This window comes from Streptomyces sp. NBC_00075 (genome assembly GCF_045041225.1).
Lineage (GTDB): Bacteria > Actinomycetota > Actinomycetes > Streptomycetales > Streptomycetaceae > Streptomyces > Streptomyces adonidis.
In genome coordinates, this window is record NZ_CP108243.1 from 5,957,190 (window position 1) to 5,983,540 (window position 26,351).

General features: G+C 69.8%; 22 protein-coding genes. 9 read left to right on the plus strand and 13 right to left on the minus strand.

The features are described 5' to 3' along the window. Positions 1 to 295 precede the first annotated feature (295 nt). Both OG787_RS25900 and OG787_RS25905 read left to right on the plus strand, forming a co-directional pair. The gene (locus OG787_RS25900; RefSeq protein WP_369036141.1) at positions 296 to 424 is read left to right on the plus strand and encodes a hypothetical protein; all 129 of its coding nucleotides are present in this window, start codon (positions 296 to 298) and stop codon (positions 422 to 424) included. Between the two features lie 94 nt (positions 425 to 518). Next, positions 519 to 2,297, plus strand: a complete 1,779-nt coding sequence (locus OG787_RS25905; protein ID WP_405536518.1) for an ABC transporter ATP-binding protein — start codon at positions 519 to 521, stop codon at positions 2,295 to 2,297. Here OG787_RS25905 and OG787_RS25910 read toward each other — a convergent pair. Then, positions 2,255 to 2,977, minus strand: coding sequence for a response regulator transcription factor (locus tag OG787_RS25910; protein WP_369036143.1), 723 nt, complete (start codon positions 2,975 to 2,977; stop codon positions 2,255 to 2,257). The two genes, OG787_RS25905 and OG787_RS25910, sit on opposite strands and share 43 nt — an antisense overlap. A 172-nt stretch (positions 2,978 to 3,149) precedes the next feature. Continuing rightward, the gene (locus OG787_RS25915) at positions 3,150 to 5,255 is read right to left on the minus strand and encodes a pectinesterase family protein (protein ID WP_405536519.1); all 2,106 of its coding nucleotides are present in this window, start codon (positions 5,253 to 5,255) and stop codon (positions 3,150 to 3,152) included. 166 nt (positions 5,256 to 5,421) lie between these two features. Here OG787_RS25915 and OG787_RS25920 point away from each other — a divergent pair, with 166 nt between their 5' ends. Then, a complete protein-coding gene (locus OG787_RS25920; protein ID WP_405536520.1) occupies positions 5,422 to 6,399 on the plus strand; it encodes an AraC family transcriptional regulator in 978 nt (325 codons plus the stop codon). A gap of 174 nt (positions 6,400 to 6,573) precedes the next feature. On the opposite strand, the gene OG787_RS25925 is transcribed toward OG787_RS25920, so the two are convergent. Then, a complete protein-coding gene (locus OG787_RS25925) occupies positions 6,574 to 6,774 on the minus strand; it encodes a hypothetical protein (RefSeq protein ID WP_405540827.1) in 201 nt (66 codons plus the stop codon). Between OG787_RS25925 and OG787_RS25930 the strand changes: the two genes are divergently transcribed. Both OG787_RS25930 and OG787_RS25935 read left to right on the plus strand, forming a co-directional pair. Further along, on the plus strand, positions 6,739 to 6,975 hold the full coding sequence (locus OG787_RS25930) for a DUF397 domain-containing protein (protein WP_405536521.1): 237 nt from the start codon (positions 6,739 to 6,741) through the stop codon (positions 6,973 to 6,975). The genes OG787_RS25925 and OG787_RS25930 overlap by 36 nt on opposite strands. 101 nt (positions 6,976 to 7,076) lie before the next feature. Next, the gene (locus OG787_RS25935; RefSeq protein WP_405540591.1) at positions 7,077 to 7,937 is read left to right on the plus strand and encodes an alpha/beta fold hydrolase; all 861 of its coding nucleotides are present in this window, start codon (positions 7,077 to 7,079) and stop codon (positions 7,935 to 7,937) included. Between the two features lie 23 nt (positions 7,938 to 7,960). On the opposite strand, the gene fxsT is transcribed toward OG787_RS25935, so the two are convergent. From fxsT to OG787_RS25985, 10 genes are all read right to left on the minus strand, one after another. Then, the gene (gene fxsT / locus OG787_RS25940; RefSeq protein ID WP_405536522.1) at positions 7,961 to 12,016 is read right to left on the minus strand and encodes an FxSxx-COOH system tetratricopeptide repeat protein; all 4,056 of its coding nucleotides are present in this window, start codon (positions 12,014 to 12,016) and stop codon (positions 7,961 to 7,963) included. Then, a complete protein-coding gene (locus OG787_RS25945) occupies positions 12,006 to 13,313 on the minus strand; it encodes a TIR-like protein FxsC (protein WP_405536523.1) in 1,308 nt (435 codons plus the stop codon). Before OG787_RS25945 ends, fxsT begins: the two co-directional genes overlap by 11 nt. 42 nt (positions 13,314 to 13,355) lie before the next feature. Further along, positions 13,356 to 14,192, minus strand: coding sequence for an aminoglycoside N(3)-acetyltransferase (locus OG787_RS25950; protein ID WP_405536524.1), 837 nt, complete (start codon positions 14,190 to 14,192; stop codon positions 13,356 to 13,358). Further along, complete coding sequence (locus tag OG787_RS25955; RefSeq protein ID WP_405536525.1) at positions 14,189 to 16,354, minus strand: FxsB family cyclophane-forming radical SAM/SPASM peptide maturase; 2,166 nt, start codon at positions 16,352 to 16,354, stop codon at positions 14,189 to 14,191. Before OG787_RS25955 ends, OG787_RS25950 begins: the two co-directional genes overlap by 4 nt. A gap of 378 nt (positions 16,355 to 16,732) precedes the next feature. Then, entirely contained in the window at positions 16,733 to 18,178 is a 1,446-nt protein-coding gene (locus OG787_RS25960; protein ID WP_405536526.1) for a sensor histidine kinase, read from the minus strand. After that, the gene (locus OG787_RS25965; protein ID WP_235477107.1) at positions 18,175 to 18,912 is read right to left on the minus strand and encodes a response regulator transcription factor; all 738 of its coding nucleotides are present in this window, start codon (positions 18,910 to 18,912) and stop codon (positions 18,175 to 18,177) included. Before OG787_RS25965 ends, OG787_RS25960 begins: the two co-directional genes overlap by 4 nt. Positions 18,913 to 19,022: 110 nt before the next feature. Then, the gene (locus tag OG787_RS25970) at positions 19,023 to 19,220 is read right to left on the minus strand and encodes a hypothetical protein (protein ID WP_389351330.1); all 198 of its coding nucleotides are present in this window, start codon (positions 19,218 to 19,220) and stop codon (positions 19,023 to 19,025) included. A 46-nt stretch (positions 19,221 to 19,266) separates the two neighbouring features. Further along, positions 19,267 to 20,463, minus strand: coding sequence for a trypsin-like peptidase domain-containing protein (locus tag OG787_RS25975; RefSeq protein WP_405536527.1), 1,197 nt, complete (start codon positions 20,461 to 20,463; stop codon positions 19,267 to 19,269). A gap of 131 nt (positions 20,464 to 20,594) precedes the next feature. Next, a complete protein-coding gene (locus tag OG787_RS25980) occupies positions 20,595 to 21,620 on the minus strand; it encodes a LacI family DNA-binding transcriptional regulator (RefSeq protein WP_405536528.1) in 1,026 nt (341 codons plus the stop codon). Positions 21,621 to 21,727: 107 nt separating this feature from the next. Continuing rightward, entirely contained in the window at positions 21,728 to 22,528 is an 801-nt protein-coding gene (locus tag OG787_RS25985; protein WP_405536529.1) for a response regulator transcription factor, read from the minus strand. A 185-nt stretch (positions 22,529 to 22,713) separates the two neighbouring features. Between OG787_RS25985 and OG787_RS25990 the strand changes: the two genes are divergently transcribed. The 4 genes from OG787_RS25990 (at position 22,714) to OG787_RS26005 (ending at position 26,351) form a co-directional block, all read left to right on the plus strand. Then, positions 22,714 to 23,577 (plus strand): alpha/beta hydrolase, encoded by an 864-nt coding sequence (locus tag OG787_RS25990; protein ID WP_369036159.1) that lies wholly within the window; start codon positions 22,714 to 22,716, stop codon positions 23,575 to 23,577. Between the two features lie 39 nt (positions 23,578 to 23,616). Continuing rightward, the gene (locus tag OG787_RS25995) at positions 23,617 to 23,871 is read left to right on the plus strand and encodes a MoaD/ThiS family protein (protein WP_235477113.1); all 255 of its coding nucleotides are present in this window, start codon (positions 23,617 to 23,619) and stop codon (positions 23,869 to 23,871) included. Between the two features lie 10 nt (positions 23,872 to 23,881). Beyond that, positions 23,882 to 25,000 carry a hypothetical protein gene (locus OG787_RS26000; protein WP_405536530.1) on the plus strand — a complete coding sequence of 373 codons (1,119 nt, stop codon included), beginning with the start codon at positions 23,882 to 23,884 and terminating at the stop codon, positions 24,998 to 25,000. Positions 25,001 to 25,277: 277 nt separating this feature from the next. Then, a complete protein-coding gene (locus tag OG787_RS26005; protein WP_405536531.1) occupies positions 25,278 to 26,351 on the plus strand; it encodes an ABC transporter substrate-binding protein in 1,074 nt (357 codons plus the stop codon).

A 26,351-nucleotide genomic window follows, 5' to 3' on the forward strand; every position in this document is an offset into this window, starting at 1 on the left:
TGTCCTGAAAATCGGTCTCAGCTGCAATTAACCGAGGTCTAAGCGGAATTGGCTTTTTTCGCTTCTCGGGTCCCGTAATGTTTTCCATGTCGAAAGCAAACAGCAACGGCAGAAGGAGCAAACCATGAGCTTCAAGAAGATCGCCCCGGTCAAGAAGGCCCGCAAGGCCGTCCCGGCGCCCAAGAAGGCCGCTCCGAAGAAGGTCGCTCCGAAGCGTCGCCCGGTCGCCCATAAGGACTGACACAGCTAAGAGCAAACCGCAAACAGCCAATTCACAACCCGGGAGGGAATTCCTATGAGCTTCCACAAGATCGCCCCCGTCAAGAAGGCCGCCAAGCCCGCCGCCCCCGCGCCGAAGAAGAAGGTCCTGAAGAAGGCCGCGCCGAAGAAGGTCCAGCGCCGTCCGGTCGGGCACCAGGGCTGAGGCCCGCTGTGAGGCGGGGCCATCGGAGGGCGAGTGCGCTCGTCCCGGTGGCCCCGCCTCAGCCATGTCCGGTGTACGGAAGGGAGTTGTGACCATGAGGGAAGTCCGCGAGGCCTTCCGCCGGTTCTGGCCGTTGACGCGGGGTGACCGGAAGTGGCTGGTGGCGATCGTCGCGTGCGTGGTGGTGTCCGCGCTGGCCGAGACCGCCGCGATCCTGCTGTTCGCGGAGCTGACGGACAACGCCCTGGAGGCCGGTTCCCTCTCCGCCTTCTGGGGTCCGGCCGGTGCCTGGCTGGCCGTCGCCGTGCTCGGCGCGCTCGTCGGCTACGCCGGCAACTCGCTCGCGACCTGGACCGCCGAGAGATTCGTGCTGCGGCTCCGGGCGGGCGTCTTCCGGCATGTCCAGGATCTGCCGCCCGACTTCTTCCAGAAGCACCGCCAGGGCGACCTGGTGGAGCGTCTGACGGGAGACGTCGAGGCCATCGAGCAGATGGTCGTGTCGGGCGTTGTCGGTACCGTCTCCGCCGCCTTCTCGGCGGTCTTCTACTCCGCCGCCGCCCTCTGGCTGCGCTGGGACCTGGCCCTCGTCACCTTCTTCCTGGCCCCCCTCTTCCTCCTCGCCGCCCGCCGCTTCGCCGGCCGCATCAGGACCGCGAGCCAGGACGAGCGGGTCGCCGACGGCGCGATCACCTCGGTGGTCGAGGAGTCGCTCGGCAACATCGTCCTCACCCAGGCCTACAACCGCCGCCGCGACGAGGAGAAGCGCCTCGACCGCGAGGCCCGCGCCTGGATGCGGGCGAGTGTGCGCGGGGCGCGGCTGAGCGAGATGTACGAGCAGTTCGTCGAGGTCGTCGAGACGCTGTGCGTGCTGACGGTGATCGGGCTCGGTGTGTGGGAGATCTCCGCCGGGCGTATGTCCCTGGGCGCGCTGCTCGCCTTCGCGGCCTTCGTCGGCTACCTCTACCCGCCGATCCGCAGTCTCGGCCAGCTCGGTCTGACCCTGACGGCGGCGACCGCGGGCGCGGAACGCCTCGGCGAGCTGCTCGACGCCGAACCGGCGGTCGCAGACCCGGCCCACCCGGTCGACGCGTGGCCGGTACGCGGCTGGGTCAGCGTCCATGGGGCCTCCTTCACCTACCCCGGCACGGACCAGGAGTCCCTCAGGGACGTGACCTTCACGGCCGCCCCCGGCGAGCTGGTCCTGATCACCGGAGCGAGCGGCGCCGGAAAATCGACCCTGTCGAAACTCCTCACCCGCTTCTACGACCCCTCGTCCGGCGTGATCTGCCTGGACGGCGTCCCGCTGACCGAGGTACCCCTCGCCTTCCTGCGCGAGAACGTGGCGCTGCTGCCGCAGGAGACGCTGATCCTGCACGGTTCGATCCGCGAGAACATCGAGTGCGGGCGCCCCGGCGCGAGCGACGCGGAGATCGAGGCGGCGGCGCGGGCGGCCGACGCCCACGACTTCGTCGCGGCGCTCCCGGAGGGGTACGGCACGCGGATCGCGCCCGGCACGGCCACGCTCTCCGGCGGGCAGCTGCAACGGATCGCGATCGCGCGGGCCATGCTGCGCGCCGCGCCCGTACTGGTCCTCGACGAGCCGACGGCAGGGCTGGACTCGATCGCCGCCCGCCGGATCGTCCCGGCGCTGCGCCGGCTGATGACGGGCCGTACGACCATCATGATCACCCACGATCTGAGCCTGGCCCCGGACGCGGACCGCATCCTGGTCGTCGACGGGGGCCGCCTCGCGGAGACGGGCACGCACGAGGAGTTGATGGCGCGTGGCGGGGTGTACGCGAGGCTGGCCTCGCCATTGGGCGGGGCGCCCTACCGTCCGGAGGAGACGTTGACGTTGGCCCTGAGGGTGTAGCCCAGCCCGCGTACCGTGTGGATGAGCCGGGGTTCGCCCCGGCTCTCCAGTTTGCGGCGCAGGTACATGACGTACACGTCGAGGGTGTTGGAGGTGGGCTCGAAGTCGAAGCCCCAGACGTCCTTGAGGATCTGGGCGCGGTCCAGGACCAGGCCGGGCCGTCGCAGCAGGTATTCGAGGAGGGCGAACTCGGTCTTGGTGAGGTCGAGCCGGCGGTCCGCGCGGGTGACGGTACGGGTCCGCGGGTCCAGGTGGACGTCCTCGAAGGTCAGGCCCGCGAGTGGTGAGGGCGGGGGGACGCGTTGTGGGCTGCGGCGCAGTAACGCCCGTACCCGCGCGAGGAGTTCCTCGATGGCGAAGGGCTTCATCAGGTAGTCGTCGGCGCCGTTGTCGAGCGCGACGATCCGGTCCCCGACGGCGTTCCGTCCGGTGATCATCAGGATCGGGATCGTGCACCCGGAGGCCCGTAGCCGCCGGGTCGCGGCGAGCCCGTCGAGGCCCGGCATGGTGACGTCCATGAGCACGAGGTCGGGTGCGGTGTCCGGTGCGGACACATAGGCGAGGGCCGCGCGGCCGTCCCCGGCGAGGACGGTCTCGTAACCCTCGAACCGGAGCACCCGGTCGAGCCCTTCACGTACGGCCGAGTCGTCATCGGCCAACAGGATCTTCCGCGCAACCATCCGTCCAACGTGGTGCTACGGGCTGTGGTGGGCCTGGGAAAGGGGTGTGGAGGGGCTGGGGAGGTGGGGCGTGCGTGGTGTGGTGGTGGGGCCGGGGAGCGGGGCACCGACGTGCGCTCCCTTGGGCGTCGGTGCCCCGCTCCCCGGCCGGTCTTCAAGGGGTGTACGTCGGTCAGCCGGCCGTCGGCGTCCAGTCGCCCAGCCAGTCGGCGACCTCCTGGCCGGTGGCCTGGGCGTCGGTCAGCTGCGGGCGGTTGCCGCTCGCGGCGCCCGAGCCCGCGCCGGTGTTCTTGTACTCGGCGAAGCGGTCGTCCTTCCAGGAGAAGCCGCCCATGTCGGACCAGGGGGTCGCGGTCTTGATCGCGGCGCTGAGGCTGGAGTTGCGGACCGTGGTCTGCGGGTCGAGGGCGGCGTCGCCGCCGGCGTGCCAGTTGCGGCCGAGGAAGAAGCTGCCCGAGGCCACGTCACCGTTGACGGTGGTGCTGTTGATCAGGATGCCCTTGCGGTCGGCCGGGGTGCTCGGGGCGGTGATGTAGCCGGCCGAGGTGCCGTCCCAGCGCTTCTTCAGCGTGATGACGGACTTGTCGACGACGACCGTGGCCCGCCCGAAGATGAAGTCGACGTTGCCGGTGACATAGGAGTTGGTGATGTAGACGCGGCCGAGCTTGTCCTTGGCGGCGGTCTCCAGCTCCAGGGTGTCCTGGTCGCCGTTGACGATGAGACTGTCGAGGACGACCTTGTCGGCGCCGGTGCGCAGGGCGACGGCCTGGTGACCGGCCTGGCTCTGGTTCTTGGCCTCGTCGAAGTCGTTGGTGACGGTGAGATTGCGGACCTGGGAGTCGTCCGACTCGACGGCGAGGGTCGCGCTGCCCGGGGTGCCGTAGGTGCCCGACCCGTCGGGCTTCTGGGTGCCGGCCGAGTTGCCGTACACGATGACGGTGTCCTTGCGGCTGCCGCCGGTGCCCTGGATGGTGACGTGCGGCTTGTTCGACGGCACCTTCACGACCTCGCGGTACGTGCCCGGCTTGACGGAGATCACCACGCGGGAGGCGTTGTTGGCGGGTACGGCGTTCACGGCGGCCTGCACCGTCTTGTACTGGCCGGAGCCGTCGGCGGCGACGGTGAGCGTGGTCGCGGCAGCGGCGGTTGTCGTTGCGGCGGTCGCCTTGGCAACGGAACTGCGGGGCCCCACACCGGACTTGAGGAGCGCGGGCACGTCGGCGGCCTTGTCCAGGGTGTAGCTGTAGAACTTCTTGGGGTCCCAGGCGGCGCCGGAACCCCCGCTCTCGTTCTTGCCGGTGGTCCCCGAGAAGACGTTGCCGCGCTGGACGACGGTGGCGGTCGCGTCGCGGACGACGGGGTTGGTCATGCCCTGGAAGTAGGAGTTCTCCAGCACCATGTTGGTCTTGCCGCGGGAGTAGTTCCCGTACGAGGACTTGATGGTGGTGCCCGCCTCGTCCTCCAGGTAGTTGTTGTAGAGGTGCGCGTGGGCCACGTTGTCGGTGGACGGGTTGCGCTGCTCGGTCTCACGGATCCAGTTGTGGTGGATGGTGATGTCGGCGGTGGTGTTCTCGGTCCAGCCGATGCCGAAGGCCTTGTTCTCCTGGCTCAGCTTGTTCCAGGAGACGGTGAGGTAGGTGGTGTCCTTGCGGCTGTCGATGAGCCCGTCGGCCATGTGACGAAGGTCGTTGTGATCGATCCACACATGGTGGGCGCCGTCCATCTGGATGGCGTCGAAGTCGTGCTCCTTGTCGTTCCAGACACCCTGGTACGCGTCCCGGATCGTCAGGTTCCGGATAATGACGTTGTGGACACCCTGCCCGAGGAAGAAGCCACCGCCGACGATCTGGCCCGAGGTCCCCGCCCCGATGATGGTCTTGTCGGACTGGACCTTGATCTCTTTCCCGACGGGGTCCATGGTGATGGTCGCGGCGACGACGATGATGTACGGCTCGGCCGCGGTCGCGTACTTCTCCAGGTCGGCGAGCGTCTTCACAGTGACGGTCTGGCCGTCCCGGCCACCGTAAGTCCCGTTCTGCCCAAGGGCGTTGACCGAGGCGAAGCCGTTGGCGACGTCGGTGACACCGGCGAGCGCGGAGCCGGCGGCGGTCGCGGCGGAGGCCTTCGGCTGCGCGTCCGCACCGAACACACCGAAGACGCCGCCGTAGGCCATGGCTCCGGCGGAGGCCAGGGCCAGCGGTACGCCGAGGACCAGGGCGGATCTGCGCCGACGGTGACGGCTGCGACTGCGGGGCGGCTTGCTGCGGGTTTCGCTCACGACGGCTTCCGATCGAGTGAGGAGTTAACTGGAGGGGGCATGACGTCACTTGGCTGTCGCAGCCGAGGGCGGAAAGGTTGCCGCACTTCGGCAACGAAGATCGGGACCGGAGGCCGGAGGCCGGGGACCGGAGACCGGGGACGGAGATCGGGCGGAGGGAAGCGGAATGATCGGGACGGTGTTCCGTACGGACGACGTACCTGCGGGGGACAGGTTCGACTACTGGCAGGAACTGGTCGGCCGGACGCGCTCCAGCGCACTCGTCAGCGCCCACGCCGCCGAATTCTGGGCGGAACAGCGGCTGTTGGAGCTGGGCCCGGTGGTCGTGAGCCAGATGTCGTTCAAGCCGACGCGTTACCGACGGACCCCGAAACTGGTACGCCAGTCCGACCCCGAGCTGTACCACCTGACGCTGCTGATCGACGGCGGCCTGGCCCTCGACCACGCCGGGCGCGAAAGCACGTACACATCACGTGACCTGCACCTGGCCGACAGTTCGCAGCCGTACGACGTCAGGTCGGCGGACGACCGGCAGGGCGGTGTCGTCACGGGCATGGCCGTGGACTTCCCCAAGGCGCTGCTGCCCCTGCCGCCGCACCGGGTACGGGAGTTGCTGGGCCGGAACCTGCCGGGGCGGGAGGGGGTCGGTGCGCTGCTCGCGGACTTCGTCGTCGGCCTGGACCGCCAGGCCGACACGCTCCAGCAGTCCGACGCGCCGCGCCTGGGCACGGTGGTCCTCGACCTGCTGTCGGCATGGTTCGCGCAACTCCTGGAGGCGGAGGGTGAGTTGTCGCCGGAGACGCGGGGCCGGGCAACGGCGAAACGAGTCATGGGATTCATCCGGCAGAACCTCCACGACCCGGAACTGACCCCGCCGGTGATAGCGGCCGCCCACAACATCTCGCTCAGCTACCTCCACCGCATCTTCCAGCAACAGGCGGGCGGCGAGACGGTGGCGGGGTGGATCCGGCGCCGACGCCTGGAGAACGCACACAAGGACTTGGCGGAGGCCTCACTGCGCGGCACGCCGATCCATGTGATCGCGGCCCGCTGGGGATACCAGCGCCCGTCGGACTTCACAAGGGCGTTCCGCGCCGAGTACGGAATGTCACCCAGAGAACACAGACAACAGAGGCTGTCCTGAGGGGAGTAGACGCAGGGCCAAGAAAGTGTGCACCGCCTGCGAACGACAAGGGCAAGCCACCCAGGCATTGTTGATCTCGCAACGGGGGAAAATCTCGGTCGCGGAGCGGAACCTCTGCTCGGCTCCGCGACCGAGGAACCCGGCACCCGGCACCCGGCACCCGGCACCCGGGTATCACCGCTCCGCCGGGATCCGCCCACCCCGGCTGACCGCGATCCGCAGGACGTCAGCGAGTGACTCGGCGGCCCGCGTGAGCCCGAAACGTACGGCCCGCTCCCCCGCTTTGGGGTCATCGAGCAAGGCCCGCGCCCCCATCAAGACCTGCTCCCCGGAGTCCAGTTGGGCTGCCTCGATGTCATCGGCGAGGAGACGCATGATCGCCGGTGGCCCTTCAGGTCGAGCTACAGCGGAGGAGGTGCCAACGACTGCGTCGAGGTCGCCGACGGCTACGCGGACCTCGTTCCGGTGCGGGACAGCAAGGCCCCGCACTCCCGCCCGCTGATCTTCTCGGCGGCCTCCTGGGCCGCGTTCATAGCTTGCGCCGATCACAACGGAAGCCCCAAAACCCCCGCATGACGGGATGATCTGGGCCACCATGGGGAATGCCCCGTGGCACAGCCGCGCGGCGCACGTTCGCGAGCGGGGCGCGAGGGGAGGCACACGGGGTGCGGAGCGAGGTGCGCACGGGGGACGGGCGCCGATTAGCCGTCGAGGTCAGCGGCGATCCGAGTGGCTTACCGGTCTTTCTGCTGCACGGCACACCTGGCAGCAGACTCGGCCCGGCTCCCCGGCCGATGCTGCTGTACCACCAGCAGGTCCGCATGATCACCTACGACCGTCCTGGTTACGGCCCCTCCGATCCGCTTCCGGGACGCCTCGTCGCCCATGTCGCCGCCGACGTCGCGGCGATCGCGGACGACCTCGGCATCGCGCGGTTCGCGGTCGTCGGCCGTTCCGGCGGCGGCCCGCACGCCCTGGCCTGTGCCGCGCTGCTGCCCGACCGGGTGACTCGGGTCGCCGTGCTGGTGAGTCTGGCGCCGCACGACGCGGACGGACTGGACTGGTTCGACGGTATGGCCGCCTCCAACGTCAGCGAGTACACCAAGGCCCTGGCCCGCCCGGACCGGCTGGCCGCCAGTCTGCGCAAGCGGTCCGTCGCCATCCGCAAGGATCCGTTTCAGCTGCTGATGCAACTGCGCCGGGAACTCACCGAGTCCGATCTGCGCGTGGTCGCCGACGCGGGCATCAGGGCCATGCTGCTGCGCAACTACCGGGAGGCGCTGCGGGTGTCGGCCGACGGCTGGGTGGACGACGCCCTGTCCTTCTGTAGTCCCTGGGGCTTCTCCGTGACCGACATCTCCGTACCCGTGCTGCTGTGGCACGGCGAGCAGGACTCGTTCTCCCCGGTCGGCCACACCCGCTGGCTGGCCACCCGGATCCCCAGCGTGACCGCGATCCTCCAGCCCGCCGCCGCGCACTTCGCGTCGCTGCGGGTGCTGCCGGACATCGTGACCTGGCTGCTGGCCGACCGGTCCTGAACTCTCGTACAGAGCAAAGGTGTTCAGACCGGCAGGGGCTCCAGGTCCCGGTGGATGCGCTTGTTCGCGATGACGCTCACGGTGTGCGGGTGGTCCTTGCCGAGCAGTCGCTTCAGGTCTTCCCGAGCCCCGTCCTGCAACTGCTTGGCCTCGGCCTTCCGGCCCAGGGCCCGCACGGTGAGGGCCAGGTTGGCCCGGCACACGACGGTGTCCGGGTGGTTCTGGCCGAGGCTGGGCTGGAACCCGGTGACGGCCAGCCGCTCCAACTTCTCCGCCCGCTCCAACTCCCCGTCCTCCGCCAGCACGTTGGCGAGGTTGACCGCGCAGGAGAGGCTGTACGGGTGGGCCTCGCCGAGTACGTCCCGCAAGGTGGCGAGGGTGTCCTCCAGGAGGATCCGGGCGTTCTCCCGGTCGCCCGAACCCCGCAGGAAGATACCGAGGTTGTTGAGGGCGGCCAGGGTCGCCGGATGGCGCGTACCGGGTGCCTGCTGGTACTGCGGGACGATCTCCTGGGCCAGGACGAGTGCCTCGTCGCGGTTGCCGGTCGCGTAGAGGTCGGTGGCGTAGTTGAGGGTGCAGTCCAGTACATCGGGTGTGGAGGCCGGGATCTCGCGGGCGCGGTAGTGCTCATGGGTCTGCTGGGTGATCAGACGCGCCTCGTCGACCTGTCCGGCCTTGCGCAGGGACACGGCGAGGCTCTTCGCGGTGCGCAGGGTCTCCGGATAGGTGTCGCCGAACAGCTGCTGATAGGCCGCGTAACTGCTGCGCAGCAGGGAGATCGACGTGGCGTAGTCGCCCACCTCGCGCAGGTCGCGGCAGAGGTTGGTGGCGGTGGCCAGGGTCGCCGGATGGTCGGTGCCCAGGTCGTTGCGCCGTCGGTCGTAGACCTCCTGGTCGACGTCGAGGGCCTCGCTGTAGCGGCCGAGCAGACGCAGGCACAGCGCGCGGTTGCTGTTGGCGTTGAGGGTGTTCGGGTGGTCCTCGCCGAAGCTCTCCTTGAAGCCGTTGTACGCCTCGATGGCCAGGTCCAGGGCCTCCGTGAAGCGGCCGACGCTGCCGAGGTCCGTGGCCAGCCCGGTGGTGGTCATCAGGACGTACGGGTTGGTGGCGGGAAGCAGGACGCGCTGCTGGGCCAGGGTGTCCGCGCCGAGTCGCTCCGCCTCCACGTACTTGCCCAGCGAGCGAAGCACATTGGCGATCTGGGAGCACAGGTGGAGGATCTGGGAGTGGAGGTTGGTGACGTAGCGCTTCTCCACGGCCAGTGCCGACAGGTCGTTCTCGTCCGCCCGGCCGGCCGGGGTCTCCGCCTCGGCGATCCGCCTCTCCAGCCCGGCGAGCTGGCCGCGACGCTCGGTCAGCTGAGTCTCCCATGCCGAGCGGAGTTCCTGGCCGAGGGCGAGAGCGGCGCCCAGATCACCGCGCTTCCACTGGTAGCGCACCCGGTCGATGAGCAGCTGCCGGGTCTCCGGCTCGTCGCACCTGCTGGCCTCGGACGCTTCCAGGTGGGGCCAGATCGTGGCGAAGGCGGCGCGGTTCTTGGGATCGTCGATCGGCTGCTCGCCGGGTGGCCGGGCGCCGGTCAGGATGCGGTGCACGACATGCTTGGCGTCCTCCTGCTCCTGCACGGTGAGCTGGGAGCGGATCACGGCCTGGACCAGACGGTGGACCTGGATGGAGTTGGTGGCCCGGTCCACCTTGGCCAGGGCGAAGCGGCCGATCTCCCGGATCACCTGTCCCACGACCATGTTCTGCGTCAGCCCGGGTTCCTCGCGGGGCAGGAACCGGATCATCTCGTCGCCGTAGAGGAGATCCATGGAGATCGGCTCCGCGGCGAAGAACGCGCACAGCTGGAGCATGCGTACGGCGGCCGGTGACCGTTCCTTGAGGCGCTCGATGGAGACGTTCCACGTGGCGGCGACGGGCTTGGGATAGTTGGCGGGCTGGCTGAACGACAGGACCTGCTCGGCCTGTTGGTCCAGCTGCGTCAGATAGGTGTCGACGGGCATGTTGGTCGCCGCCAGCCAGGCGCCGGCCTGGTCCAGGGCGAGCGGCAGGTCGCCGACGGCCGCCGCGACCCGGTCGGCCTCCTCCTCGCTGAGGCCGGCGGCGCGGCGCAGCAGGTGCTCGACGCTCTCCTCACGCAGGAACGGGTCGACCTCCAGCGCCTTGGCTTCCTGGAGCCAGGTCTGGTTGCGGGAGGTGACCAGGACGTGGCCGTTGCCGCCGGGGAAGTGCCGGCTGACGTCCTGCGGTTCGTCGGCGTTGTCGAAGACCAGCAGCCAGCGCAGTGTCGAACCGGTCTGCCGCAGATGGTCCCGCGCCGCCTGGGCCGCCTGCGCGGCGTCCTCGCCGATGCGCAGGCCCAGTCTGCCCGCGAGTTCGGCCAGCGAGGAGATGATCAGCTCGTTCTGCTCGGAGGGTATCCACCAGACCAGGTCGTAGTCGGTGCCGAAGCGGTGGACGTACTCCAGCGCGATCTGGGTCTTGCCGACCCCGCCGAGGCCGTACAGGGCGTACGGCCCGGGGGAGACACCGCCTGAGCTGTTGCCGAGGCTGTTCCGCAGCCGCTCCAGCAGGGCGCTGCGGCCGGTGAAGGCGGTGTTGCGCGGTGACACGCTCCAGAACTTGGGTGCGGTGCCGGGGAAACGGGCTTCCATGGCCGGGCCGTCGACGGTGTTCTCCGTGGGCACGATCGGTTTGCCCAGGGCGCGCAGCAGCGCCGAGGCGGCGTTGCGCTCGTCCAGCCGGACCAGGTCGACCGAGGGCCACTCGCTGAACGACGGTGACGGCCGGATGTCGCCGACCCGGACGGCGACCACCTGGCGGCGGCCGACGGGGAGTCCCCCGGTGGCCTTCTCCCACACCTGGCGGGCACGCGCCGAACGCTCGTACGAGGGGGAGAGCACGACGACGGTGCGGTCCGCGGGCTGCTCCGCGCCGTCGCCCTCACCACCGACGTAGTGGAGCGCGACCCGGAAGCCGGCTCCGCGCAGCAGGGCGTAGATCCAGTCGGCCCACATCCGGTCCTCGGCGACATAGCTCAGGTGCAGATCGTCGGGAAGGGCGGTCGGTGCGCGGGTGAACTCCTTCTTGTAGCGCAGCCGCAGTTCCTCGTCCATGCGCGGCAGCGCCGTGACTTCCTGGTCGCTGATGACCGCCGTGAGCCGTTCGAACGCCGACAGCAGCGAGCCGGCGTTGCCCGCCTCGTCGCCGAAGGTGGCCAGCGTTTCCTCGTAGGCGTAGAACGGCCGGTAGGGAATCTCCACCGAGCCCCAGTAGCCGGCGAGTTCGGCAGCGGTCATGCCACTGGGAAGCTGGTCGAACTTGGCGCGGGCCAGGGACCGGCCGGCGTCGGCCTTCTCCTTCTCGCCCTCGTCGATCCGCATCGGGACGGGCAGGATGCGGATACGGCGGCGGTGGGGGGCGTGCCTGGCGATGTAACGGGCGACGTTCGCGGCGCCGTCGATGCTCTGGTTGCTCAGGGTGAAGCAGTCGACGAGGACGTCCGGTAAGTGGGCCGTGCAGATGTCGGCGATGTCGGACAGCCCGGTGCGGCTGTCGATGAGGACGTAGTCGTAGTTCTGCCGCATGTCGTCGCGCAGGGCGTCGAAGAAGAGGCCGCCGCCCAACTGGCTGTAGAAGTTGTCCCAGTCGAAGCCGCCCGCGGTCGCCGAGTAGTCGCGGTTCTGCCGGCCGGCCTGGACCAGGTCCAGCGTGCCCGAACCGGGGAACGGCCAGTCGAGGGAGACCGCGTGCCGCTGGATACGGGCGAACTCCCGGTGCCAGTCGGCCGGTCGGGGCTCCGGCAGCGCCGGGTCGGCCGCGGCCCAGGCGTACTCGGCGAGCAGGTCGATGACACCGGTGGTGGCGCCGGAGGCGTCCGGATCGAGGAAGGGCTCGAAGAAGCGGTGCAGACCGGGCGCCTCCAGGTCCCAGTCGACGGCGAGGACGCGCTTGCCGTTGGCGGCCAGGATCCAGGCGGTGTTGGCCAGGGTCATCGTCCGGCCGGTGCCGCCCTTGTACGAGTAGAACGTGATGATGCGGCCGGCCTGGCCCTCACGTTCGTCATCACTGGTCATCGCGGTCCTCCTCCTCTTCGTCGGGCGGGCGGTGCTCCTGTGTGCGCGCGTCGTCGTCCAGGTGGTCACGCAGCCGGAAACGCGGTGTGCCCTGGTCGGGCGACCGGCGGACGGGCGGGTTCCTGAGGTGCTGGGTCGCCGCCCACTCCAGGACGTAAGGGAGCAACTCGCCGAACGACTCGTGGTCCGGGATGCCCTCGACGGCACGCCGGGAGGCCTGCCGACCCTGGCTGATCTTGCGCGGCAGGGTGGCCGCGGTCTCGGCCGCCAGCTCGGTCCCGGTGTCCTCGCTGTCGGGATCGGCGGCGTTCCACGGCACCATGAGGCCGGTCGCGGGGCGGTGGCCCTTGTCGAACCTGCGCAGCTGCTCGCGGTGTTCGGCGTCGAGCAGCAGCCAGCGGTCGAGGAGCATCACCTCGGGTCCCTGGAAGTCACCGATGTCGTCCGAGGCGCCGGAGCGGTGCGGGAACTCCGCCACCTCCGGCCGGTAGCCGAGGCGTTCGGCGATCTCGGCGGTCGCCCGGGCGATCGACGCCGGGGACTCCGGGGCGAACGGGTCCCACTCCAGGCAGGAGTCGCCGTAGTAGTCGCTGCCGCGCCCCTCCGGCACGCAGTCGGACGTGCACGCGGCGACGGTGATCCGCAGCGTCTTCTGCGGTCTCGCGTGGGACGGCGGAGTGAAGGCGTCGGGCACGGTGTCCAGGGGCGTGCGCGGACCGGGTTCCACCAGGACGTTGTTGCCGACGTCCACGATGCGCCGGGCCAGCTCCAGTACCGCACGCTGATAGTCCCTGCGGTATGCGGAGAGCTTGATCAGTCCGTAGAGCCCGTAGTCGGGGTAACGGGACCCCATTTCGGGATGCGCGTATTGCACACTCCCTATTCCCGAGGGGAGTTGATGGGACGGCACCGGCGACCACAGTGCCGGGACCACCGCACTGGGGCTGCCCGGTTCGCCGGAGCGGTGCCGGGTGGCGCGTCGGTTGAAGACGGTCCATTCCCGGCCGCACCAGGTGCTGCGGAAGAAACGGGGTGAGTACAGCGGTACGAACACCCGGCAGCGGGCCAGTGAGTGGGAGAGTTCCTCCGACCAGGCCTCACCGGCCCGTATTCGGCGGTCCATGAACCCCGGCGGGCCGATGGTGTCGGCCATCTCGCTGATGTGTTCGCACAGTTCGCGGAAGAGCCGGTGGACCCACATGTCCCGGTCGACGCCGTCGGAACCATTGCGCGGGGCGTGCGCGTAACTGAGAAAGAAATAAGGCGCGGAGGCATCCGCCTGCCATGGTTCCGGCACCACGCAATCCCCCGATCGCCCGATCCCCCCGGGTGTGGACACTCAGTGTAGGAAGTCGGCAGCGATTTGTGACTGGTTCGTCGTACGGCGGGGGTGGCGATTTCCGGTCAGCCAGCCGGTGGCGAAGTCCACGGCCGCCGGCAGGGACAGCAACCGGCAGGCAGCGGTGCCCAGTTGACCGCGCCGCACGGTCGGCCCGGGGAGCGTCGCGTCGTGTGCTTCGAAAGCCGCGCCCAGGGCCCCGAAGTCGCTGTCGTCCAGATCGACGTCCTTGTACGAGATCCAGCGGCGTACCCCGTCACGCAGCACCACGCAGCGGTACTCCCGCCAGGGCGCGCCGGAGATCCGGTACTCCGCGAGATGCAGGGCGCTGCACACCTCGTAGCCGACCCCGATGAGCAGCACCCGCGTCCCGGCCGCGTACAGCCGGGCGAGTGGCGAGCGTTCGCCCAGGTGGCAGTCCTCGTCGTGGTCCGCCAGCAACTCCGCCGCCCGGGCCCCCACGGCCGCGAACGAGGTCTGTGGATGCGCGCTGCGCACCGCGTCCCGCTCGCACCGGACCGCCTCGGCCAGCAGCCCCATGCCCTGCGACGGGCTGTGTGCCGGGTCGAAGGGCGGCATGGCGGCGTGGTGGGCGGCCCGCTGCCGGTCCGTCATGTCCCGGGTGCGCTCGCGGTACGCCGGAGAGGTGTCGGAGTTTCCCGCGGTGAACGCCGGGACGACCAGGGTTCCGTCGGGGCCGAGCGCCTCGCGCAACGCGCCCAGGACGGTGGCGGCCGGCAGACCGGTCCGGCGCAGCGAGGCATGCACCAGCAGCGTGGACCCGGTCCGTACGCCCAGGTCGGCCAGTGCGGCGGCCGGCGGCCGGGCCCCGGTCACAGTGCCCGCCGCATGCCCTCGGTGAACCGCAGCCCGAGCGCGGTCAGCGTGCCGCGCCCGGACAACTCGTCCAGTTGCCCACGGAGTTGCCGGACCGACTCCGCCTCCGGCAGCAGAGCGAGGGTCGCAGAGCGCGCGTAGGCGTCGGCCAGCAGCCCGCCGGTACGCGCGTCGGCCTCGTCGTACAGGTCGCACACGTCCAGCAGCGCGTCCAGTACCCCGAGCCGGAACTCACGCACCAGGGCGACGGCGAGCCGCACGGGATCCGGGTCCAGGGTGATCCCCAGGGCCGCGAACCCACCGGGGGCGCCGGCCGCCGCCGGTGCCGCGGGCGGGCCCGCCGGGCCGGTCAGGGGGGTCACGACGCGCAGGCCGGCCGCCATGCCGGCCGCCACCGAGGGCAGCGCCTCGCGAATCAACTCCCAGGCCCGCGACAGGACTTCCCGCCACCGCCCGGCCTCCTCGTCCGTCAGCCGGTCCATGGCGGGCCGGCCGAAGCAGTCGCGGTACGGATCGAGGTCGTCCAGGGCGACCTCCAGCCCGTTCGTCCGCACCCACCGCATCGGCTCCCAGCCGGGTGCACCCGCGGTCCGGAGCAGCTCCACCGCCAACTCGACTGTTTCCGCGTCGACTTCGCCGACCCGCAGCCGGCCCGTCCCTTGCAGGTGCGCGAAACCGTCGGTCACCGGCACGGAAATCCGGTCGGCGGTGCCGCGGTGCGGCAGGGCGGAGGCGACGAGCGAGGCGAGATGCGCGGCCGGAGCGGCGCCGGAGCGGCCCGCGAGACAGCGCATGGCCCAGGTACGGGTGTAGGGGTGGGCCAGCACGGGCGCCAGCGGGGAGTCGTCACGCCGGTCGAGGTCCAGTGCCAGCCGCCAGGAACGGTCCCACGCCTCGTCGCCCCGCCCGCCCAGTTCCTGCCCGACGAGCATCAGCAGGTTCCGGGTGACCGCCTGCCGGGCTCGGGCCAGTTCTCGTACCGCGGTGCCGTCGTCCGTACCGTCCGCCAGTGCGTCGAAACCCTCGACCGGGCGGTCGGCGCCCGCTTCGGTGCGGTTGTCGATCGAGCGGATCAGCGTTTCCAGGTCGGCGCAGTACACGGACGGATTGTCGAAGCCGCTGCCGTCGCCCCGGTAGCGGTGGGCGTACAGACCTCCGCCGCAGGACCGCACCACCGGGCAGGACCGGCACTGCTCGCTCAGTCCCGCCAGCCCCTGCTGCCTGGCGGTGATGCCGGGGTGGGCGGCGACCTGGTCGAGGGTGTGGTGGAAGACGTCCTCGCCCGTGGCCGGGGCGCCGTCGTACGCGGTCTTGAGCGAATCGGCCTGTTCGAACGTTCCGTCGGTCTCGATCACCAGTACGTCCGCGGGTGCCAGCCCCATCGACTCGGTCAGACCGGGGCCGCCGCCCAGTGTGCTGATCACCGAGTCGAACAGCCGTACGGGCACTGGGCGTCCCCGCGCGTCCCAGCGGTCGTACACCGCCATCAGCCAGTCCGCGTAGGGGGCCGGAACATCCGCCGGACGCGGCGGTGGCTCGTCCCAGGTGGCGTGCGGCAGCAGGAAGTCGATGCGCGGCGGATCGAGGGCGGCCAGCGCGTCGTAGGCGGCGACGGGGTCGTTGCGCAGGTCGATCGTGCACAACAGCCCCGCGAACAGATGGCGGTAGCGCTCCTGCTGGAGCAGCCGGACCGCTGCCAGCACTTTGCCGTGGCTGCTGCGCCCGTCGGCGAAGCGCCGGTGGAGATCGTTGGCGGCCTTGTCACCGTCCAGCGAGATACCCACGAGGACGCCGAACTCGTCGAAGAGGTCGAGATAACGCTCGCTGAGCTGCACGCCGTTGGTGTGGATCCGTAAGTCGAGTTCGCACACGCCACCCAGGGCCGTGCGCAGCTCCTCACAGACGCGCCGCAGCTGCTTCGGACCTGCCAGCAGTGGCTCCCCTCCGTGCAGGATGACCTGCACGGAGGACAACGCGTGGTCCTTCGCGTGCTCTGCCAGACGCAGAGCGGTCCAGGAAATGACCTCGTCAGAGATTATTTTCGGCCGCGAACTCCAGCTTTGATCGGCATGCTCGTACACATAACAGTGATCACAGGCGAGATCGCATCGGCTGTGCACCTTGAGAACAAGCTGTCGAAAGGGAATCAGCGGACCGGTCATTCGAGGGTTACTCGGGTTCGTCAGATGGAAGACTGGAATGTAGGGCCTGAGGCCTTCCGGCTCTCCAAGGAGGAGAGGGCACGGCGCACCCCGCGGGCGCTCTTGGGGTCGTACGGGGCGTCGAGCAGAGGCTTGGGCGCACGACCGTCGGCGACGGCAAAAGACTGCGATGCGGTTGTTGCTCTAGAGTTCACGACGTTCCCTACCATGCCGACGAGAGTTTTGGCAGAAACCTACCGCGTAAGCGCTGCAAGTGCAGCGGAAGAGCAGGAGAGGCTTCCCTGTGAGGGGTATCCCTCCGCAGGTCAGGGCGTTGTTGCCAAATCTTTTCTAACCGGACGGATGAGGATCCTCCGCCTTTTGCCGTGCCTATGACCCCTACGCCGTTTCCGGCGGCGGAGTAGCCGCCCCCGGCAACCGCACCGTAGCCACCGTCCCCCCGCCCACCGCCCGGGCCAACGTCACCTCGCCCCCCGCCTGCTGCACCGTACGCGCCACGATCGACAGGCCCAGGCCCGAGCCCGGCAGGGCGCGCGCTGAAGGTGAGCGCCAGAAGCGGTCGAAGACGTGGGGGATCTCGTCGGCCGGGATGCCGGGGCCGTGGTCTCGGACCGTGAGTACACCGGACGCGAGCTGGACCTCGATCGTGCCGCCCTCGGGGCTGAACTTCACCGCGTTGTCCAGGATGTTGACCACCGCCCGTTCCAGGGCCGAGGGTTCCGCGCGGACGAACCAGGGCTGGATGTCCGCCGTGATCGTCAGTTCCGGGCCGCGCAGGCGGGCTCGGCGCAGGGCGGATTCGACCGTGTCCTCCAGGGCGACCACCTGGACGCGTTCGCCTCGCTGGCCCTCCGAGCGGGACAGTTCCTGCAAGTCGCCTATCAGGGCGGCCAGTTCGGTCATCTGGGCCTTCACCGAGGCGAGGAGTGCCTTGCGGTCGGCCTCGGGGATGGGGCGGCCCGTCTCCTCGCTGCGGGTCAGCAGCTCGATGTTCGTGCGCAACGAAGTGAGCGGCGTGCGTAGTTCGTGGCCCGCGTCCGCGATCAACTGCTGTTGCAGCTCTCGGGAGTTGGCAAGCGACGACGTCATCGAGTTGAAGGAGCGGGACAGCCGGGCGATCTCGTCCTCGCTGTCGTCCTCCACCGGGATGCGGATGCTCAAGTCCTCTGTACGCGCGACGTGTTCGACGGCCTCGGTGAGCTTGTCGACAGGGCGCAGGCCCGCTCGGGCGACCGCCAGGCCGGCGGCTCCGGCGCCGATGACTCCGATGCCGGAGACGAGGAGGAGGACCAGGGCGAGGTCGTTGAGGGTGTTCTGGGTGCCCTTCAGGGGTACGGCGACGACCAGCCCGACATGGGGCCCGGTCTCCCCGGTGACTGTGGTGGTGGCACCCAGCGGCCGGATCATCACCCGCACCTCGGTGCCGTCCTCGTCGGTACCGTTGCGGAAGTGGACCTGGCTGGTGTCCCCGTCCTTGATCGCGTCCTTGTCGGACTGTGTGACCTTGACCGTGCCCGTGGAGTCGTCGAAGACGCAGACCTTTCCGCTCTCCGTGACCAGTTGGGAGTAGTTGTTCTGGAAGAAGCCGTTGCCCTCAGGGGTCTTGGAGCAGGCGTTCAGGGCGAGCTGGGCCTGCTGGATCTGTCCGGGCCCCCTCATTCCCCTCTGGAGGTCGGTGTTGAGCTGGTCGTACAGCTTCCCCTGCACGATGAACCAGCACGTCACCGACACCGCCGCCACCGCGAACGCCACCGCCGCGGCGACCAGCATCGACAGCCGGGCCCGGATCGGCAGCGAGCGGAACCGGCGTACGACTCTGCTCATTCCGCGCCGCCCTGGCGCAGCACATACCCCACGCCCCGCACCGTGTGGACGAGGCGGGGCTCGCCGCCCGCCTCCGTCTTGCGGCGGAGGTACATGACGTACACGTCGAGGGAGTTGGAGGAGGGCTCGAAGTCGAAGCCCCAGACCGCCTTCAGGATCTGTTCGCGGGTGAGGACCTGGCGGGGGTGGGCCAGGAACATCTCCAGGAGGGTGAACTCCGTGCGGGTCAGTTCCACCGCCCGGCCGCCGCGGGTCACCTCGCGCGTCGCGAGGTCCATGCGCAGGTCGGCGAAGGTCAGCGCCTCGTCCTCCGGGATGCTGCCCGCCACCGCGGCGGCTGCATATGAGCTGCGGCGCAACAACGCCCGTACGCGGGCGAACAACTCGTCCAGCTCGAAGGGCTTGACCAGGTAGTCGTCCGCTCCCGCGTCCAGGCCGGTCACCCGGTCGCCGACCGTGTCACGGGCCGTCAGCATCAGGATGGGCGTGGTCGTGCCCGCGCCGCGCATCCTGCGGGCCGCCGTCAGGCCGTCCATCCTCGGCATCTGGATGTCCAGGACGACCAGGTCGGGCTGGTACGCGGTCGCCTTCTCCAGGGCGTCCGCGCCGTCGACCGCGACCTCCGTGTCGTACCCCTCGAAGGCGAGGCTGCGCTGGAGTGCTTCTCGCACGGCCGGCTCGTCGTCGACGATCAGGATGCGCTGGGTGTCACGGTCGCCTTCGGCGGGGCTCATGGTCGTGGATTCCTCGGGTGCGGTGGGACGTGGCGGGCGCCTTCAGCCTCGCACGTTTCCGGTCTGCTGCGGAAAGCAAGGGCAGCGGAAAGGACCAGCTGTGGCAAGGATCAGCTGAGTGCGGGGCGGCGGCTGCGCGTCGTCGCCCTGCGGGCCGCCGCCGTACGCGTGACCGTCGCCACCTCCGGGGCCCGGACCGCCGCCGTCGGCGGGTGCAGGGCGAAGGCCACGCCGAGGGCGAGGTCCAGGGCGGCCGGGCCGGTGGCCGCCGTACCGGCGGTCAGCTTGTGCGAAACCTGCTTGATCATGACGTACCCCTCATCCATCTGTTGCTGAGACGCTGTTGCCGAGACTTCAGGTGGTCGAGCCGGAGCGCAGCGTCGCCAGGTCGGACTTGACCGTGTTGATCGGGATGGCGAAGCCCAGACCCGCGCTGCCCGCGTCCGACGAGGACGAACTCGCCGAGTACATCGCGGAGTTGATGCCGATGATGTTGCCGTTCATGTCGATGAGCGCGCCGCCGGAGTTGCCCGGGTTGAGGGACGCGTCCGTCTGGATGGCCTTGTACGTCGTCGTGGACGTACCGGTGTCGCCGTTGAACTCCTGGCCGCCGAACTCGAACGGCCAGCCGCCACCGCTGCCGCCGCCCTGCTGTTGCTGCTGATCCTGGCTCTGGCTCTCCTCGGTCGCGACGGTGACGTCACGGTTGAGGGCGGACACGATGCCGCTGGTGACCGTGCCGGTCAGGCCCTCGGGGGAGCCGATCGCCACGACCTCGTCGCCGACCTGGACGCCGGCGGAGTCGCCGAGGGTCGCCGTCTTCAGACCGGAGGCGTTCTCCAGCTTGATGAGGGCCAGGTCCTTCTTGCTGTCGGTGCCGACGACCTTCGCGGTGTACGACTTGCCGTCGCTCGTCGACACCTTGATCGACGAGGCGCCGGAGATGACGTGGTTGTTGGTGATGATCTCGCCGTCGGACGTGATGATCACGCCTGAGCCGGTCGACGAGCCCGCGTTCGAGGTCGCGTTGATCTCGACGATGCTCGGGCTGACCGCCGCGGCGACCCCGGAGACCGTGCCCTTCGCGCTCGACGGCACCACGTTGGTGCTGGTGCTGCTGGAGGTCACGGCGGAGTCCGAGTTGGTCAGCTCCTGGATGCCGTACGCCGTGCCGCCACCGATGGCCGCGGCGACGATCGCCACGGCGGCGAGGAGGGCGAAGGGGCCCTTCGCGCGCTTCTTGCGGGCCGGGGCGGCCTCGGGGGCGTCGGCCGGGGCCTCGGCGAGCAGGGTGGCGGTGGCCGCGGGCTGCTCGTACGTGGCCTGCTGGCCGTACGGAGCCTGCGGAGTCTGGGGGGCCTGGGACTGTGCCTGGACCTGCGCCGGTTCCTGGTACGCGGGCTGCTGGACCGTCGGCGGCTCGTACGCCGGCGGGGGCGGCCACTCGGGGTTCACGGGAGAGGAGGCAACGGGCTGCTGGGGGTACGCGGACTGCGGCTCGTGGCCCTGGGGGGTCTCGTACTCGCCGCTGCGGCGGAAGCTCTCGGTCATGGAACAGAGCTTGTCCCGCGTGCATGAGAGCTGGCTGAGTGCTCCCTGAGAAGCCCGACAGAACCTCGTATGCCCGAAATAAAGACCTGCGGGGACCCTCTACGGACCTGCGGAAACCCCCGCTCGCGCGGCTATTCGCAGCCGCAGGAACGCCGTACGACCAACCGCGAAGGGAACAGTTTCAGCCGCTCCCGGCGGGAACCGGCCACCCGTACGCCGTCGTCGAGGACCAGGTCCACGGCCGCGCGGGCCATGCCCGAGCGGTCGGAGGCGACCGTGGTGAGCGGCGGGTCCGCCAGCGCCGCTTCCTTGATGTCGTCGAAGCCGGCCACCGCCAGCTCGCCGGGTACGTCGATGCGCAGCTCGCGGGCCGCGCGCAGCAGGCCGATCGCCTGGTCGTCGGTGGAGCAGAAGATGGCCGGGGGGCGGGTGGCCGGGTCGGCGAGGATCTCCAGGGCGGCCTTGTAGGCGTCGTACCGGTTGTAGAGGACCTGGTAGAGGCGGCCCTCCGTGGAGACGCCCGCCTCGTCCATCGCGCGTCGCCAGCCCTGGACGTGGTCGGAGACCGGGTCGCCGACCGCGGGGGTCTCGGCGATGCCGCCGATACAGGCGACGTATTCGTAGCCGTGCTCCAGCAGGTGGCGGACGGCGAGGTGGGCGCCGCCGAGGTCGTCCGTGACGACGGCGACGTCGTCTATCGCCTCGGGGCGTTCGTGCAGCAGGACGACCCGGGCGTCCCAGGCGTCGATCTCCGCCGCCGCGTTGTCGTTGAGGGCGTGGCTCACCAGGATCAGCCCGGAGACCCGCATCCCGAGGAAGGCCCGCAGATAGTGGACCTCGCGCTCGGCGACGTAGTCGGAGTTGCCGACCAGCACCATCTTTCCGCGCTCGGACGCGGCCTGTTCGACCGCGTGCGCCATCTCCCCGAAGAAGGGCTGGCGCGCGTCCGGCACGATCAGGCCTATGAGGTCCGTGCGCCGCGATGCCATCGCCTGGGCGACTCGGTCGGGCCGGTACCCCAGTTCCTTGATCGCGGCGAGGACACGCTCGCGCGTGGCCGGGGCAACCGGCCGGGGTCCGTTGTTGATGACATAGCTGACGACGGCAGTCGACGTCCCTGCCAGTCGCGCTACATCATCCCTGGTTACCTTGGCCACGCGCGGAGTCTACGCGGATGGACCCGCTCTGGGCAGGGCGTAAGGACTTCGTTACTACCCGCCCGGAGCGCGGACCATGCCGTGCGCCGTCAAGCGTGTACCGCAGGTCATGCCTCGGCGGTGACCTCGGCGGACTCCTCCACGGCGTCCAGGGCGGCCGAATCGCCCGTGGCGCCCGCGTTCTCCGACTTTGCGAGGGCCGCCTTGGCCTTCGCCTCGTCGCTCGTGCGGTCGCCCTTCTCCGGCGTAACGAATCGATAACCGACGTTCCGGACGGTCCCGATCAGCGACTCGTGCTCGGGGCCGAGCTTCGCGCGCAGCCGTCGTACGTGCACGTCGACCGTGCGGGTGCCACCGAAGTAGTCGTAGCCCCAGACCTCCTGGAGGAGCTGCGCGCGTGTGAAGACGCGGCCCGGGTGCTGGGCGAGGTACTTCAGCAGCTCGAACTCCTTGAAGGTGAGGTCGAGGACCCGGCCCTTCAGCTTCGCGCTGTACGTCGCCTCGTCGACGGAGAGGTCGCCGTTGCGGATCTCCATGGGGGAGTCGTCGTTGACGATCTGCTGGCGGCCCATGGCCAGCCGCAGTCGTGCCTCGACCTCGGCCGGACCGGCCGTGTCGAGCAGTACGTCGTCGATGCCCCAGTCGGCGGTGACGGCCGCGAGGCCGCCCTCGGTGACGACGAGGATCAGCGGACAGCCGGGTCCGGTGGAGCGGAGGAGCTGACACAGGCTGCGCACCTGGGGCAGATCACGCCGGCCGTCGATCAGGATGACGTCGGCACCGGGGGTGTCGACGAGAGCGGGTCCCTCGGCCGGAGCCACGCGCACGTTGTGCAGCAGCAGGCCGAGGGCCGGAAGCACCTCGGTCGACGGCTGAAGGGCATTGGTCAGGAGCAGCAGAGAACTCATACGTCTGGTTCCTCCTCGGTCCCTGCGAGGACGTTTGCGGCACTGCGGCACTGCATGCACGATCCCGAAGCCCCGTACAACCTGCGGTCACCTTGCGTTTCCCGCTTCGTATACAACGCGTTCGAAAGCACAAAAGGACTCGGGGGCTACGCTGCCCGAGTCCTCTGCCCAGCAGAATAGCCCACATGAGCACTGGTCCGGCAGGTCATGTGACGCGATCTTTCGCCGTCCCGCACTCTGAGACGGCTGATCGCACCCCTCTGCGGAGGTTTCTGAGCACCGACGACGGGGTGACGATCGATGCCGTATACGAGCCGGGAGGCGTTGTATACGACGCTTCGACGCCATCTTCCGATCATCTGGCGTTCGTCGTCGCGCACGGTTTCACGGGCGATGTGGACCGCCCGCATGTTCGACGGGTGGCGGAGTCGTTCGCGCAGTACGGCGCCGTGGTGACGTTCTCCTTCCGGGGCCACGGCGCCTCGGGCGGACGTTCGACGGTCGGCGACCGAGAGGTCCTCGACCTGGCCGCCGCCGTCAGATGGGCACGTGAACTCGGGCACACCCGGGTCGCCACGGTCGGCTTCTCGATGGGCGGCTCGGTCGTGCTCCGGCACGCGGCGCTGTACGGGCCGAAGCACGAGGGGCGCACGGACGCGGTGTCGGACGCCGTGGTTTCGGTGAGTGCGCCGGCCCGTTGGTACTACCGGGGTACGGCCCCCATGCGCCGCGTGCACTGGCTGGTGACCCGTCCCGAGGGCCGCCTGGTGGGCCGCTACGGCCTCCGTACGCGCATCCACCACCGGGACTGGAACCCCGTACCCCTCTCCCCGGTGGAGGCGGTGCCCCGGATCGCGCCGACCCCGCTGCTGATCGTGCACGGCGACCGGGACGGCTACTTCCCGGTGGACCACCCCCGGATGCTCGCGGAGGCGGCGGGGGACGCGGGCGAACTGTGGCTGGAGCCGGGCATGGGCCACGCGGAGCACGCGGCGGACGACGAGCTGTTGCGGCGCATCGGGGACTGGGCGGTCGCACAGGCGGGCTAGCCTGAGTGCTGTCACAGCCGATTGATTGAGGAAGCAGAGATGCCAAAGGTCACGGTGCGCTACTGGGCCGCCGCGAAGGCCGCGGCCGGGGTCGCCGAGGAGCCGTACGACGCGGCCACCCTCGCCGAGGCGCTCGACGAGGTCCGCGAGCGACACCCCGGCGAACTCGTCCGCGTCCTGCGCCGATGCTCGTTCCTCATCGACGGTGACCCCGTGGGCACCCGCGAACATGAGACGGTACGGCTGGCCGAGGGCGGCACGGTCGAGGTGCTCCCGCCGTTCGCAGGAGGGTGAGCGCAGGGCTATGAGCGACCAGCAGCAGCCGTACGGGCAGCAGTACGACGGCCAGTACGAGGGCCAGTACGGCGACGCGTACCAGCACCAGAACCAGGGTTACGACCCGTATCAGCAGCAGCATCAACAGCAGCAGCCCCAGGCGCAGGCCTGGCCCGGGCAGCAGCAGGCGTACGACGAGGCGCAGGCGCAGCAGTACACGCAGCAGTGGCAGGGCCAGACCTGGGAGACCCAGATGCAGGCCCCGGTGCAGACTCCCCAGGTTGTCCCGGCCGCGGTGGCCGAGGTGCCGGAGACCCCGTACCTGCCGCCGCAGAGCGCTGCCGGGGACACCACCGGGTACGGGCCCGCCACGGTCGCGGGCAACGCCCGGATCACCGACGCGCAGCGGGCCCGCCTCGAAGGGCGTTCGCCGATCATCGAGCCCGGGATGCAGCCCGCCGCCCTCGCAGCGGTGCTGGGACTGCTCCTGTCCGGTACGGCGGCCATCGGGTCGTACGCGCTGGTCGTGCCGCTCGTCGTCCTCCAGGCGGTCACCGCGGCCGGCTGGTTCCGGCTGAACGGCATGTGGCCGGCCCGGCAGGGCATCGCCCTCGCCTTCGCGGGCGGGCTCACGGCGGACGTGGCGCTGCTGGCGGCGGGGCGCGAGAACGGTCCTGCGGCGATCCTCGGCACGCTCGGTGCCTGGGTCCTGCTGACCCTGGTGCTCCAACTCCGGTCCCACGCGGATCCGGACACCCGGATGTACGGCCTGATGGCGACGGTCGCCTCGGCGGCGCTGACGATCATCGCGGCCGGTCACCTCGCGGCGGACCCGGACGCGGTGAGCGTCGGGGCGGCGGCGGTCGCGGTGGCCGTACTCGCTCGTGCGCTGCCGTTGCCGACACCGGCCTCGGTGGTGGTCGCCCTGCTGGCGGCCGCGGGGGCCGGGGTCGCGGTCGGCGGGATGACGGATCTGGGGAGCGAGGGCGCGCTGCTCGGGTTCGCGGCGGGCGTCTGCGCCCTCGTCGGACACCGGGTGGCCAGCTACGACTACCCGTCGCGGTTCGTGCACTTCACGGCCGGGGTGGCGCTGCCGTTGGCGGCGGCTGCTCCGGCGGTGTATCTGGTCGGGCGGGCGCTGACCTGAGGACCTGAGGAGCCGACTGCCCCGGCGGGGCGGATCGGAGGCGGATCCGGAGCGTTCGGCGCTTCGGGTCCGCCTTTCTGCATGCCCGAACAGTCCCGCCAACAGTCCCTCCGAGCACGTGTGTTGTGCAATGCGAAATTTTGTATTGCAGATGTAGTGCTCGGCTGGGCGTACCTCCTACGTTCCCCTCTCAACAGACCGGTCCTCACCCCCACTCACCCGTCATCCGGGCCCTTCGACGGGCCCGGACACCCTTCGAGGGATTCGAGGAACTTCGATGAACGCACGTTCCGTACGCGGTGCGGTGGCGGTCGCCGCCACCCTCTGTGCGCTGGCCGGCGTCGCCGCGTGCAACGTCCAGTCCGACAGCGACACCGCCGCCGACGCCAGTGACAGTGCCTCGGGCGCCACGCAGGCCAAGAACCTCAAGGTCGGCTGGTCGACCATCTACCTCACCCCGTCGTGGATGCAGCAGACGCTGAAGATGCTCCAGACCGACGTGGACAAGCTGAAGTCGAGCGGGAAGGTGTCGGCGTTCGAGACGTTCAACGCCAACGGCGACACCTCGCAGCAGATCGCGCAGATCCGCGCCATGATCCAGCAGAAGTACGACGTGATCCTGGTCGACGCGGGCTCGTCCACCGCGCTGAATCCGGCCCTTGAGCAGGCCGTCGCCGCCGGGATCACGGTCGTCGCCTTCGACTCCCTCCCGACCAGCACGAAGGTGATCCGGGTCGGGACGGACCAGAAGGCCTGGGGCTCGATGATGGCCACCTGGCTGGCCAAGAAGCTGGACGGCAAGGGCAGCATCATCGCCATGAACGGGCCCGCCGGGGTCGCCGTGAGCGAGGACCGCTGGTCGGGCGCCGAGGCGGTGTTCAAGAAGTACCCGGACATCAAGATCGTCAGCAATGTGCACAGCGAGTACAACCTCGCCCCGGCCGCGCAGGCCTTCGCCTCCGCCTACTCCGCGCACTCGGACATCGACGGCGTCTTCTCGCAGGGCGGTGCCCTGTCGGCGGCGGCGCTCCAGACGCTGGTCAAGCAGGACAAGAAGCTCGTCCCGATCACCGGCGAGAACTACAACGGCTTCCTGAAGCTGTGGCAGAGCAAGCAGAAGGAAGGTTTCTCCTCCATCGCCACCGCCCAGCCCAACTACCTGTCCGTGATCGCCCTGGAGGCGGCGATAGCCAAGCGCGAGGGCGCGTCCGTCCCGCAGGACATCACCGTCCCGCTGCCCGAGATCACCGACGACAACCTCGCCCAGTACGCCAAGCCGGACCAGCCGGACGACTCCTACCCGATCAACGACATCTCCCAGTCCGAGATCGACAAGCTCATCGGCAAGTGA